Consider the following 14,734-nt stretch of genomic DNA (forward strand, 5'->3'; position numbering starts at 1 on the left):
TTAAAACAGAATCATCTGGAAAGGCTATTCCAAGTGTACCAAGCCCTGCATGATTTAGCTAACCCGGCATTGTGTTGCAACACTGGCAGCAGGAATATGGGCACCGAAAATCGCGGGGTTATCATCATACCTGCCTAATCTTTTTCGGCAGGCAAACAAGTGGATGCATTCTCATTCTCAAAGCCTCAAAGAATAGTCCTGATATCATTTACATTTCTTCATGCATACGCAGTCAACGGTAATAAACTCATGTTTTTATACTGACTCGTGCAAATGCATGATTTACATTCGGAAATGTCAAAAAATATGCCTCAAAATGCTCAGCCCTCTCAAAAGTACGTGATATGGATTCCACCCGGACATCTGTCTCCTGAAAACAATCCAGACGATAACAATGCCGACGTACATCTTTACTTTGAAGACGGCTCCCACTGGGTGACCACTGTATACACCTACACCAATGTGCAAACGTTGCGTCGCTCCTTTGTCGCTACCGGTGAATGCCTGCATGGTGCCTACTTCTGCGATCCGAGTATGCTGCTGATTGACCGGCTCACCCATCAGCGCATTTCTGAAGTGGTCAGCGAGCTCATCAAAAATAATGAACTGCCGTCTGCATTTGAATATTGCGGGAAGGAAGAACTGCAAGCCGTTCAGAAGCTGTTTCAGAACATTTCATGAGATAGCGCTGCAAGAAATTACACACACTAGAATGAATGAGGCTGTTGTTTCTCACCAACCTCAAAATTGACAAAGCATCTGCTATCCTCGAGAATGCCGCTATTCATTGATAACTTGCAAAGGAGCGTTTCATCATGCGATTGAATACCACCATTTGCAGTTCTGCCGCTCTGGTTTAAACATTCTTCTAGAAGTATTCTCCGGCTCATTACAGCCTGCTATCGAATCTTTCCGGTCGGGTGTCCACCACCTTCAGATCTGCACCACCACTTTAACTGAAAACGATCTGCTTCCCCATTGACTTTGGGGTTGCTCTGGCATGCGCGTTCATTCAGCACGTGCAGCCGATGTGCGTTTTCACTTCAGCAGACTGAAACCCAAAAGGATTCATCATGGGCAACTATTTACGTTCGCTTTCTCAAAAAGCGACGCTTGTTGCAGCACCCGATACCTGGATAGAAGGCAAGGCACTGCAACAACTCGAAACCACAGCGCAACTGCAAGGCATGCTGCAAGTTGCAGGTATGCCGGACCTGCACCCCGGCCGGGGCTACCCTGTTGGTGCTGCATTTTTTTCTATTGACTGCATATACCCTGCCCTGGTCGGAAACGACATTGGCTGCGGCATGACACTGTGGCAAACAGATATTCAAAACAGGCAATTCAAATTTGATAAGGCACAAAAACAACTGGGCAGTATTGACCAGCCATTGAACGACATGGAAAAAAGCCGCTTGTGCAACGCTATATCCTCCAATGCCCCCGGCACCATTGGCGGCGGCAATCATTTTGCAGAATTGCAGCAGATTGACACGCTGTATGACCATGCGGCTGCCGAACGCCTGGGGCTTCACGCTAAATGCCTGCAACTGCTGGTCCACAGTGGTTCCCGCGGTCTGGGTGAGCAGATTCTGCAGGCGCACATCGGCGAATTCGGGCATCAGGGTTTGCAAAATAATCAGCCTGCATTTGCCAGCTATCTGCAACAGCATGATGCTGCGCTGGCGCTGGCGCGAGATAACCGCCACCTTATCGCATTGCGCTTTTTGCAGCGTCTGCGTGCGAGCGGCCAACAGGCGCTGGATATTTTTCACAACACGATTACCCCGGCTCAAATCGGCCCCGCAAAAGGCTGGCTGCATCGAAAAGGTGCTGCACCGGCAGATCAGGGAGCCATTGTCATTCCTGGTTCACGGGGAGACTACAGCTATGTCGTGCAGCCTGTAACAGGACAGGCCAGCGAGGCAGCGCTTCTTTCACTGGCACATGGCGCCGGGCGTAAATGGATGCGCTCGGAATGCAAACCACGTCTGCAACGTTTCAGTGTGGCACAACTGAAGCGCTCCGCATTGGGATCACGCCTGATCTGCTGCAACCACGACCTGGTTTATGAAGAAGCGCCTCAGGCCTACAAATCCATTGATACGGTCATCCATGCACTCGAAGGCGCCGGACTGGTCACCAGAATCGCCAGACTGAAGCCCGTGCTCACCTACAAAACACAACGGGAGAGGTAACCTCATGATACTGATTCAAATATCTTCCGCCAATGGGCCTGTGGAATGCTGCCTGGCTGTGGCACATGCTTTCAAACGCCTGGCTCATGAAGCCGTGCAACTGCATATCGACCTGCAAATGGTAGAACAAATTGCCGGCCCGGCTCCGGGTACTTACCGCTCTATCATACTGTCGCTGCATGGGCTGCAAGCGGAACAGCTACGTCAGCGCTGGTGCGGCTCTGTTCAGTGGATTTGCCAGAGCTCCTACCGCCCTGCGCATAAGCGTAAAAACTGGTTCATCGGTATCCATGCGATACCGTTGCCAGCCAGCCATCAGTTGAAAAATGACATTCTCTTTGAGGCCATGCGCGCCAGCGGTCCTGGCGGGCAACATATCAACAAAACCGATTCTGCAATCCGGGCAACCCATGTTGCCACAGGCATTCAGGTCAGAGTACAAAGCGAGCGTTCACAACATGCCAATAAAAAACTGGCGGTTATGCTGATTGCCCATAAACTCCGGGAACTTCAGGCAAACGCACAGGCACAGCAGAAAGCCACACAACGCCTGCTGCACTACCAGGTAGAGCGAGGCAATCCGATACTGGTTTTTAAAGGCATGCAATTCAAACCGGCAGAACTTGTTGAATAAATGTCATTCGCACTCGCAACCCTTTCACTGCTGTACTGTGCTGCCTACCCCATAGCAGCGCATTTTCAGCACCTTGCCACCTGAAAACCTCTCCATTGCGCGCGCACACAAAATGCGTCATCAAACGCGACAAATTACTTATCTGTAACCCTCCGCGACAAAATTGTCGATTGTTACAAGTGCAATTGACAAAAATGATTCGTGACATAACGTGTTATGAATAAATCTGTGAAATATTTCACAAAAATCAGCAATGCAATTGCAGGCATATATCTTGCGGGCTTATTTCTATTCATAACGGCGCTACCCGAATCTGCTGTCAAAAAACCAATGAAAACAGCGTCACATATTGTCATAAGGGCACGGTCAATATCCATCAATTGAATACATGAGAGGACCTTCATGAAAACCAAACATCCATTCAAAAAGAGCCAAATGGCCTGTGCCATATCCGTTCTGGGACTGAGCATGACTGCATTTTCAGCCTATGCAGCACCTTGTACAGTAGATGTCAACAGCCGCATCGTCTTGTCAGACGGATCTGCATGCACATCAGACTCTGCCAGCAATTTGCGACAGATCCAAATCACAAACGGAACGGTAGACCAGAGCGGACAAAACACCGATCTGACCATCACGGCCAATACCTCTGATATTGATGCAACCGGCTCCAGGTTTACTGGAATCAGCGCTGTTGGCGCATCCAGCCATTATGTTTTCGGCTCGGTCGCAAACGGAAACAACAATCTAACCATTACCGGCACCCAGGCCGGAACCACTTATGGCGAAGCCCAGGGCATTGTCAGCAGGACCTCTTCAAGTGTGAAGATTTATGCCAACCAGCTTAATATCACAACCACTTCCACCAATACAGCAGCTGGGCGCACGTTTGGCATGTATGCCTACAGCGGAGGAAACATTGAGATAGAAGCCAACGAAGTCAATATCAACCAGATGGGCCAGAACATCAATATCGGTATTGAGGCAGCGAATAATTCTCAGGTTGTCATCAGAGGAAAAAGCGGCAACCTGTCAATGACCAACATCACCATCAACGGCAACAGCAACTCCTACGCATTGTCAGCCGGCGCCAACAGCCTGTTGCAACTGGACCTGATCAATATCCAGAGTACAGGATCAGGCTCTTCTGCATATGGCATTGGCATTCACGCCCGCGGAGCAGGCGCCCTTCTCGAGTTCAAAGGCGGCGATATCTCCTCATCAGGTTCCCATGCCGGCACAGGTATCCGCACTTTCGAGCTTGGTACAGTAGATGTGAAAGGTTACAGCACAGCCTTGGGTGGCGGGCATTTTAATATTTATACAGGCTCTATGGATGCACGTGGTATCCGGGCTACCGGCGGATCTACGGTTAAGGTAAACACAGACCAATATGCAGATTTTGTCACAACCATTCACACGACAGGTGCCATCTCTGACGGTCTTAATGCAGGACGGCTCAGACATGGCGGAGAACCTGGTGCTCAATATTCCAGTTCCAACATCACGACCTATGGCGAAACCCATATCCAGACTGATGGCACAAGCTCTTACGGTATTCGCCTCATGGGAGATGGTGCAGCCATTCAAATGCTGAGTGTACCCGGGCAGCAAGGTCGCAGTACCCTGCACTCGGCCTCTACAGCGGTGCGTTTTAACTTTGGCAATGGCTACAGTACCAATCAGGATGGCAGCACTGCTATTCGCCCGCAAACTGCCATTTTGGAAAGCGTGGATATCACAACCGATGGGCAAACTGGATCGTTTGCTTTAGGCAATAACAGAAACAGCACCCTTTGCCAACTTGTTGGCGGCCTTTGTGACCTGAACGGTAACAACACCTGGACCACCGGCCACCTGATACAGGTTGGAGACCACCAGGGGGATGTAGGCGTGCAAGGCAGCGGCAGCTACGCCATCACCGTGGCTGATGCGGTCAAAGACGGTGTATTAACACTGCGCGACAGCACCGCTACCGCTGCAGATGGCAAAGACCTGCTCAACGTCACCTACGGTGGCGGAACTGCACTGGTCACCGACAAAGTATCCAGCAGCTTTACCCTGAACGCTGAGCAAGGCAGCATTCTGCGTGGCAGTATCTTTACCGATACCACACCAGACGATATCACAGGAGAGTCCAGTTCCACCACTTTAAACCTTTCGGGTAATTCTGAATGGTATGTCACCCGCGACTCCAACGTGACCAACCTGAACCTCAGCAACGGCCATGTCTATCTGAATGAACATGCTCAATGGCGCGGTGCTGGCGGCTCTCCAATGCCCGGTCAACCCACAGGCTATACCACACTGACCGTTAACCACCTCAACGGCAGCAACGGTACCCTGTACTTTCACTCCGACATATCCAATGGTGTCACTGACAAACTGGTTGTCACAGAAACCAATGCGACGTCTGGCACACACTACGTTTATGTGAAAAATGATGGCAGTCAGGTTACAACCGGTACAGAAACCCTGGCTATCATTGAAACGCAGGGTGGCAGTGCCCAATTCCTTTCCGGTCAGGTTCAGGCAGATGGCTCTGCGGCAACCCGCAAGGCCGAGCTTGGTGGCTACCTGTACGATGTACGCCAACAGGCTGGTACACAGAACTGGGAACTCTATGCCGTACCGGCAGACCCACTCCTCCCTGCCGATCCCCGTAACCCAGGAGCAGCCATTACCCAGCCTGCTACGGCAGCAGCCAATTTCATGAACGTCAGCTACCTCATGGGTTATATTGATATGCAAACCCTGCTGCAACGCATGGGGCAGCTGCGCCAGGGAGTCAATACAGACAAAGATGTCTGGATCCGGACTTTTGGCGGTCAGCTTGATGGCTTTGGTGGCGGCAAGCTCACCAACTTCGATATGGACTACTACGGTATTCAGGGCGGTACAGATACACAACTGGATGTTGACAATGGCCGGGTATATATCGGCGTAATGGGTGGTTACAGCCAGGGCAAACCCAACTATACATTTGGCAGCGGTAAAGCCCATGCTTATCATGTAGGCGTTTATGGCACCTACATCAATGACGATGATTATTACATTGACGGTGTGTTGCGCTACACCCGCATGAAAAATGAGTTTGATGTTGTCGACACCCAGATGAGCATGATTCACGGCTCGGCCAGTACCAACGGCTTCAGCTTTTCCGTTGAAGGTGGCAAACGGTTTTATCTGCAGGACAATAGCAGCAAACAGGGCTTTTACCTGGAACCACAATTGCAGTACATTTACAGCCACCAAGGCAGCGATACAGTGCACAGCACCAATGGCCTGAGGGTAGGATTGGGGTCATACGACTCCAACATGCTCAGGGCCAGTGTACTGGCCGGTTATGCCATCAGAGAAAATGATAATCCGGTGGATGCCTACATCAAAGTCGGCTATCTGCATGAATTCAGCGGTAACACCTCTTACACATTGAACTACAGTAAAGAAAGCCATGATTTCGGACAATCCATGCTGGATTTGGGTATAGGTATCAACGCGCAGTTCAACAAGGCACATAACCTGTTTGCAGAACTGGGCTATACCAACGGCAGCCGTTTTGACAGCAAGCAGATTAACGTAGGTTATCGGTTTGCATTTTAAGCAATAGATGTCACTGGCTGACATCACTTTCCTGTCAGGCATCTCTTTATAGAGATGCCTTTTTTATGCCTTCAACGGTATACCAATGACGTATGGCATATGGGCATGTAGCGCTGCACAACAGCAGCTTTTGGTAAATATATTTCAGAGAAAACGGGTTTCGCATCAAACATGCAAAAAACCCATGGCACTTTGCCATGGGTTTTGATGCTAACAACGCTTTCTTTTATGCCATCAATGAATAATGGATGATTGCTGCTTCACATAGCGGTGTACCAGTTTGAGCAGCTCCTCTTCCACATAAGGTTTACCCAGATAATGGCTCACCCCCAGTTCGTTGGCATAATCATGGTGCTTCTGGGCAATACGCGATGTGATCATGATCACAGGCAGCATCTGGGTTTCAGAATGTGAGCGCAGTCTGCGCACCAGCTCAAACCCATCCATCCGCGGCATCTCAATATCGCTGAGAACCAGTGCGGGAATTTCTGCCTGAATCTGATTCAATGCATCCTGCCCGTCCTTGGCCAAAGCAACCTCAAAGCCGGCACGTTCGAGCAGACGTTGTGTCACACGGCGTACGGTCAGGGAATCATCAACCACCAGAACCTTGTTACTGTGCGGCGTACGTGAAGTCTCTGCTTCTTCCAGTGCTGCAACAGCACCGCTGCTGCCAACTTCGCTTGCAGTAACATCTGCAGGAATCACCATATCCTGTGGTACTTGCACAATGGCAGACAACTGGCCGTTATCGCCAAAAGAGCGCGCCAAAGCCACAGGGTTATAGATCAGAATGATTCTGCCCCCCGAAAGCACTGTCAGCCCGGAAAAGCCGGTCAGGTGAGCAAACTGAGGCCCCACATTTTTAATCACAACTTCCTGTGAACCAATGATATGGTCGACCGCAATGGCAACCTGCTGGCCAGCACTGCGTAAAACCAGCCACTGCAGTTTGCGTTCACCGAGTTTGAACGGTGTCGTTCCAGCCAGATTCAGCAAGCCGCCTAACCAGTAAGCAGGTATCTCCATATCCAGATAGCTGACTTTCCCGCGCCTGACCGCATCGCCGACGACCGGGTCTGAAAAGCGCTGAATGCTTTCAATCAGGTTAACCGGGATGCCAAAGGTTTTTCCCGCCACACTCACCATGACCACCTGCGTTACGGCGGTAGTCAGTGGCATTACCATACGGAATTCAGTGCCTTCATGCGGTTGGGTCAACACTTCGACACGTCCACCCAGGCCGATAATTTCCGCATGCGCCATATCCAGGCCAACACCACGCCCGGCCAGTTCACTGACTTTATCCGCAGTGGTCAAGCCTGCTTTATAAATCATCTGTGCCAGGTCATAATCCGAAACGGAAGACCCCGGCTCAATCAGATTCATACTCTCAGCTTTTTTGCGGATCTTCTGCAGGTCAAGGCCGGAACCATCATCCGATATGGAGATGGACACATCGTTGCCTTCCTGCGCCAGTTTGATCGTGATCTGCCCGACAGGCGTTTTACCAAGCGCTTTGCGCTTTTCTGCCGGCTCAATCCCATGCACAATACAGTTACGCAAAATGTGCTCAAACGCCGGCGCAATGTGATCCAGAACCGCACGGTCAACCTCAATTTCGCCACCGATGATATTCAACTGCGTCTGTTTCTGACACTCTTTGGAGGTCAGCCGCACAACCCGGTGAAATCGCTCACCAATGCTCAAGAACTCCACCATACGCGCACGCAACAAAGTACGCTGAAGATCCCTTGCACTGCGGGACTGCGCAGCCAAACCGTCTTCAACCGTTGTGGCTGCATGCAACAATGTTTTCTGCACCGTTCCGACGTCATTGACCGATTCAGCCATGATGCGGGTCAGCTCCTGAATACGGGTATAGCGGTCGAACTCGAGCGGATCAAAGCCATGCCCTTCAACGCGGGCCGACTCCATGCGGGACGCCAGCTGCGTCTCTGCCTGCAACTCAACGTCACGCAACTGAACACGCAGGCGCTCCAGGTTGGTACTCAGTTCCTGCAACAGCACATCCTTCAACTGGCGCACTTCCGCGGCCAACTGACTGCGCAGCATGTTCACTTCACCAGCCTTGTTCACCAGTTCGTCAATCAAGGTGGCTTTCACACGAAGCAACTGCCCTGAGCTTACAATCCCGACCGCACGTGCAGCCGTAGGCTTGATTGCTCGCGGCATCACCTTGGGCTGATCTGCCAGCGTCACATCTTCCACAACCGGCGCCGGAATTTCCTCCGCCTTCACCGGTTCGGCTTTCACTGGCTCTGCCTCAGGCAATACCTGGTCCGGGATACTTTTTGCCTCGACAATCTTGGAGGAATGCTCTTTCTCCAAAACATCATGCATTTCAGCAACTGACTGCCCAAACAGTTTTTGCATCAGTTGTTCTGCATACAACGGAACCGGCCGATAGGTCTGATGGCGAACCTCTGCCGAAGCTCTGTAAAGCCTGTCAAGTTCAAGCTCAACCTCGTTGAACTGATCAATCACATGCCCAATCTGATCCACCTCGGGTGTGGTTCCGATCAACTCCTTCAGCGAAGCATTCAACTCCTGGGTCAACGCTCCCAGACGGCCGATACCAGACAAATGGATATTGTCACGCAGTGTATTCAGTGCACGCAGCACTTCCACCAGTGGCAGGCCCGAATCGGGGCTCTGCGCCCACTGATCGAGTTTTTCAGCAATCACCGGTGTCAGTCGCTGTGCTTCCTTACCAAAGAAGGTAAAGATCTCAGCCCCTACAGCATCACGGTCTGTTGCCTCCAATGGGTACAAAGCGGAAGTACTGGCCACTTCTGTAACCAGCGGCAAAATATCTGCATCCTGAGCCGCATCAGGCTGATTAACAGGCGGCAATACCTGCCCGCTCCTGATCTCCTGTTCGGCCTTGCACAACAGATCGAACTCGCCTTCAATCTGTATAAACTGGTCATGGATACTGTTAAACTCTTCATCAGAAGGCTGCTGGTTCTCCATGATCTTGAGCGTAGACTCAAGCGCATGAACCATCTTGCCCAGCCGTTTGGCACCCGTTAACCGTGAACTGCCCTTAAGCGTATGCAAAGCACGCAGTGCTTCCACCAGACGGGATGACTTGGGAGACTCAGCCCAATGCCGCAAACCGCTTTCAATGGCGGGCAACAGTTCATTGGTTTCCTCTTTGAAGATAGCAAACAAATCTGTCGTTACCGCTGCGCAGTCCTGCGGATCCAGCCGATAAACAGCAGAATCAACCGGAATGCCCGATGTAGCGGCTACCGCGTCAGAAGCTTTTTGTACTGGCGCAGCCTTAACAGGCTCTGCAACCTGCTGAGCCGGAGCCTTAACTGGCTCCACAACTGCAGGTTGTACCGGCTGCGGTGCAGCAGATGAATCTGCAGGTGCAGCCGCATGAAGGTCAACAACCCCCTGAGCCACTTCTACTGCAGCGTCACACAATGTATCAAATTCAGTTTCAATATCGTCCAAACGACCCAGGACATCCTGAACCTGTTCTGATGCCCCTTGCTGCTGCTCATTGACATTCTTAAGCGCGGTCTCCAGTTCATGCGTCATATTGCCCAGGTGCATCGCACCTGCCAGACGAGAACTGCCCTTCAGCGTATGCAAGGCCCGCAATACTTCAATCAGCGGAGCATGATCATCGGGCTCATCCGACCATTCACGTAACCCCGAACTGATACGGGGCAACAGATCCTGCGTTTCCTCTTTGAATATGTCAAACAGATCTGTACCTACAGCGGCCCGGTCTTCAGGATCCAGCCTTGCATAGGCCAAACGGACCTCATCAACACTTTGCTGCTGCTCTGCCCCTGAGACAGACGGCGCAGCACTTTCAGAGACCTGGTCTGCAGCCTGACATAACAGATCAAACTCAGCCCGAACTGCATCCAGTTGATGCAATGCACCTTCAAGCAGACTCGAATCCATCGGCTGGCGTTCAGACAACTGATCGACAACCGGCTCAAGCGCCTGCACCATATTGCCCAAACGCATTGCACCTGCCAAGCGGGCACTGCCTTTAAAGGTGTGTAAAGCGCGCCGCACATCAAGCAGGCTATCGTCCGCTCCTGTTTGTGCGCATGTTTTTAATCCCTGCTCCACCCGGCTCAATAAACCGGTTGCCTCATTGCGGAAGAACGTAAACAGTTCCGTACCGACAATGTCAATTTCTTGCGGATCTACTTTTGTTAAATCAGAAGCAGATTCAACAATCGGCGCTGTGGCAACATCCGAGACGTCAACAGTATCCGTGACTGTCACGACTTCTGCACCTTGCTCATCAGCAGGCTCGTCTACGACGATCTCTTCTGCTGAATCTTCCGGCGCAATTTCTTCCACCACTTCCACGTCAGATTCTGCATCGTCGGCGGCTTGTACATCAGAAGACTCATCCACAATGATACTGTCTTCGCCATCCGCATCGAATGCATCTGCCGGTTGCTCTTCCTCTGACACAGAAACATCAATTGAATCATCTGCCAAATCGGCATCTGTGACCGTAAGTGGCTCTTCAACTTCATGTTGATGAGATTGAGGCACCTCTGCCACATGTTCAACTGACACGGACTCTACATCATCAGTCGCAACAACTGCAGACGGGGCATGCTCATGAACAGGCTGTTTCTCAGCTACTGCACCCTGTACCGCTTCAAAATCGGTCTGTTTGAACTGGTACAGTGCAACAATCAGATCGGTATGAGGAATATCCAGCCGGCCATGGATAAACTGATCCAGCAGACGGCGGAACTCCAGACAAATCCGTTCCAAAACCTGGGTTGCTGAACGGTCCTCAGGAACACCAGCGCGAAGCGCTGTCAAGCGATAATGTTCGAGCGCACGCTCCAGATCTCTGGCAAAGCTGGAAAGCCCCAGAAAACCAACTGTAGCGGAGCTGCCAGCCAATGCACGGGCAGAAGTCTGCGCCTGCTCCAGCGCATACGGATCCCCTTCGGAATGCCACCGCCCCAACGAAGCCTCCAGCAGTTCAATGCGGGCACTGGCTTCATCAATATACAAATGATACAGCGCTTCATTGACTTCAATGCCACCAGCAACCACCTTAATGGTTTGTACGGCGTGCTCAGGCTCAGACACCGGTTCAGCCGCAACATATTGTTGTGCTTCTGCTGCACTTTCAGTTGGCGTTTCAGCCGTCACTGCATCTGTTGGCAGGGGCTCTGCCAAGGAAGCCACAACGGGCTCATGCACTTCCAACTGCGGTTCTGCAACCGGTTCCGGTACCGAGGCTGCCACAACATCTTCAGCCTTGACCGGCACTGCACTATCTTCGTCTACCTGTAATGTATCTTCCGGCTCAACAAGTGGCTCAATTGTTGCAGAAAGCTCCTGCGTCGATGGCTCGCTTGCAGGCTGTTCATCCTTGGCAACAGGGCTGGTACTTTCATCAGCAAAATCGATACCATTGTCAAATGTTACAGCACTTGACGGCGCTTCAACACGTTCTTCAGGCACCGCCATCGGCTGAGCCAGAATCTCTTCCTGCTCCTCATAGCTGATCGGCTGTGTGGAAGCCCAATCCTGCGGCGGTTGGGAATCCGTGACAATGGATGCTTCTTCTTCAGCAGTGTCAACCGGTGTGACAGTCGGTTCATCAAAAGACTCCAGTTCAACCGCTGTGGGTTGTTCATCTGTGCTTTCGCTATGCTCTGCAACACTTGCAGCCATTTCCTCAGCAGGAGCAGCTTCTTTCTCTGCAATAGCACCGGCAACTTTCTCGGCCTCGGCTTTTTCTTCAAATACAGCAGCCTGCCAGTTACCATCGCCCTTGCCTTGCAGCAAGTCATCTACCCAGGATGCAAACTGATCGAATGCCCAGTTGGCAAAATCCACCAGCTTATGCGGGATAGGCTGATTTTCAGCAATCCACTCATTAAAACACTGTTCACATGCCCATGCCGCAGAACCAAACTCGGTCAGCCCCACCATGCGTGAACTGCCCTTGAGCGTATGAAAACTCCGGCGCACAGTGACCAGGGCTTCATGGTCAGTCAGGTTATGATTCAGCTTTTCCAGCTCTGCACGGGCAGTCTCGATGACTTCCTGTGCTTCTTCCAGAAAGATTTCACGCAAATCATCACCAAAGTCATCTTCATCTTCGTGCGAAGAGGTTTCTTCAGGCAAAGGCGCAGTGACAACCTGCGGTGCTGGCGGTGCCTCAACAACCGGCTCATCAGGCAATGCTTCAACAACGGACAATTCCTCTTGCGGCGCATCTTCAGGGAAGTCGATTGTAGCCTCGGCTTCATCAGCCTGATGCTCATCCTGAGGCGCTGCTGCTGGAGAGGCTGTCTGAGCATCTTCAATCAACCCCATGCTCAGCTCTTCTGTTGTCAGCTGATCGGTATCAGAGAACTCATCCTGCTCCTCAAGGGTAACTTCTGCTTCTGGCTCAGTCGCTGTAACTTCCTGTTCAAATGATTCAGGCGCATCAGACTGGACTTCATGCACTTCATCAGCCGCAGGGGCTTCCTGCACCAAAGCCGCCGTATCCTGTTCTGCTGCGCGATCCCGCCCCATAAGGAATTTAAATTCGTTATGTTCGGCGTCATACACAAACATTTTTCTGGCCACCAATGGCTGGTAACCCAACATATCAATCAGAAAACCCAAAGCCCCCAAGCTATTGCTTAAAGAGCTGATCTGGCTTTTACGCTGCTCGTCAATCTGCTCCGAAACAGCCGATTCATTCTTCAGCAGCCAGTTGACCTGTCCTTCCATCATCAGCGTCGCACGGGCGGCCTCATCCAGTCCAAGGACGCTGAGAACACCGTGAATCTGTCGCAGGTCCATCCCTGCCTGAGACATGGCCTGAGAATTCTGAGTATTACGCAAAAAGCCGTCAATATTGCCTTCAGCCTTGCCCAACAAAGTGCGGAGCTCGCCCACAACGCTGCCCATTGTCTCGCGGTCATTGACCTGACGATACAAGTCTTCAATCCACGCATCCAAAGGCAAAGGCTTACCGCCTTTGGCCACCAGGAGCATTCTCTCCGTCAAACGATTGAAGCGAGACTCTGAATTGGCATCATTTAAATCCAGGTCTGAAAACAGCGCCTCTACATAAAGCACAGCGGTTGCCACTTCCAGCGCCAGTTCAGGAGAAGGCATCTGCCCGCGTGAAGCAATCTGCGAAACCGCCTGCAGCAAGGCCTGAGCAAAATGCGTGCTCCCCGGCATAATCTGCTGCAGCGATTCAGATACATTTTCAAACGCTTCCGTCACGGACTGCGCAGGAATAGGCTCACCGGAAGACAGCGAAGACCACACCAGTTTGGCCGCAGCAATGCGTTTACGCGCCAGCGTGATCAGCGCCGGATCAATGCGGCCATATAACGGCGCATCATAATTGACTATTTTGACCTGATCCAGATGGTATGCTTGGCGCACGGCTGTCAGTACCGGGTGCGCCTGGGTAGCAGCCCCTGCACCCTGTTGCTGGGGCACACAGAAAAACAGCAGCGTTTTCACAAACTGCTCAGGAACTTCCATTTGCCCCTGGGTATACGATTTGTGAATATTTAAAACTTGCGAAGCCGCACGTTTTGTATAAATATTCAATGGAATTGACTGCGTGGCAATACCGTCAAAAAAACCAGCCACCAGCGCCCAAAACTGCCCGGAACGCTCGTCTTTAGGTGAATAAGCCAGCCCTAATGCAATGGTTCTGAAATCTTTTGCCGTATCCAGATTTCCACGCAGCAGCCCCAGCATGACTTTGTCCACCCTGGACAGCGCTGACTCGAGTTCCTGCTCGTTGACCTGATTGGCCGCAGACAGTGCAACATCCGTCCACTGCCAGTTAAATGACCATAAATCAGAAGGCTGAACGTTTAATTTTGAAATCTCGGCAACATCACGGTACTGGGCAAACAAACCCACCGGATATACCGGTTTGCCGTTTAACAGCAACTGAAAAAAATCAAGCAACGCAAAACAAGCCCGGTCAACCTTGTTCACATTGTCTGCATTCAAAGCGTCGGGCCGGTCTGTGAATTGTTGTACCGCCCCATTGATCGCCACCAGCATTTGCACTGCGGCTGGGATATTCACCAGCTCAAGCGCCCCTTCGCTCTGGTGTAAACGACGTTGAATATCTTGTAAAGAAGACTGGTCTGCTGAAGAGCCTGTAGATCCTTTGCCCTGTGCCCGCTCATGCACACGCATGCGTAACGCACTCTGGAGCTGTTTGAGAACCCGCTCCACCTCACCATACACCATGGCGACTGTATCAAGATCAGCGTTCACTGAACCGCCA

General features: G+C 51.5%; 5 protein-coding genes. 4 read left to right on the plus strand and 1 reads right to left on the minus strand.

Annotated features, from left to right (window positions below):
* Positions 1–306 precede the first annotated feature (306 nt).
* The 4 genes from CUZ56_RS03750 (at position 307) to CUZ56_RS03765 (ending at position 6,435) form a co-directional block, all read left to right on the plus strand.
* On the plus strand, positions 307–681 hold the full coding sequence (locus CUZ56_RS03750) for a hypothetical protein (RefSeq protein WP_126978313.1): 375 nt from the start codon (positions 307–309) through the stop codon (positions 679–681).
* Positions 682–1,073: 392 nt separating this feature from the next.
* Complete coding sequence (locus CUZ56_RS03755; RefSeq protein WP_126978315.1) at positions 1,074–2,198, plus strand: RNA ligase RtcB family protein; 1,125 nt, start codon at positions 1,074–1,076, stop codon at positions 2,196–2,198.
* 4 nt (positions 2,199–2,202) lie between these two features.
* A complete protein-coding gene (gene prfH / locus CUZ56_RS03760) occupies positions 2,203–2,832 on the plus strand; it encodes a peptide chain release factor H (protein WP_126978317.1) in 630 nt (209 codons plus the stop codon).
* Positions 2,833–3,234: 402 nt separating this feature from the next.
* A complete protein-coding gene (locus CUZ56_RS03765) occupies positions 3,235–6,435 on the plus strand; it encodes an autotransporter outer membrane beta-barrel domain-containing protein (RefSeq protein WP_126978319.1) in 3,201 nt (1,066 codons plus the stop codon).
* A gap of 234 nt (positions 6,436–6,669) precedes the next feature.
* Here the strand turns inward: CUZ56_RS03765 and CUZ56_RS03770 are convergent, their stop codons facing one another.
* On the minus strand, positions 6,670–14,724 hold the full coding sequence (locus CUZ56_RS03770; RefSeq protein WP_162615242.1) for a hybrid sensor histidine kinase/response regulator: 8,055 nt from the start codon (positions 14,722–14,724) through the stop codon (positions 6,670–6,672).
* Positions 14,725–14,734: the final 10 nt, after the last annotated feature.

The organism is Saezia sanguinis, from assembly GCF_003991585.1.
Classification (GTDB): domain Bacteria; phylum Pseudomonadota; class Gammaproteobacteria; order Burkholderiales; family Burkholderiaceae_C; genus Saezia; species Saezia sanguinis.

Bases quoted from the DNA above. Each gene is read 5' to 3' on its own strand.
- CUZ56_RS03750 (WP_126978313.1), top strand. From the start codon at position 307: ATGCCTCAAAATGCTCAGCCCTCTCAAAAGTACGTGATATGGATTCCA.
- prfH (WP_126978317.1), top strand. From the start codon at position 2,203: ATGATACTGATTCAAATATCTTCCGCCAATGGGCCTGTGGAATGCTGC.
- CUZ56_RS03765 (WP_126978319.1), top strand. From the start codon at position 3,235: ATGAAAACCAAACATCCATTCAAAAAGAGCCAAATGGCCTGTGCCATA.
- CUZ56_RS03755 (WP_126978315.1), top strand. From the start codon at position 1,074: ATGGGCAACTATTTACGTTCGCTTTCTCAAAAAGCGACGCTTGTTGCA.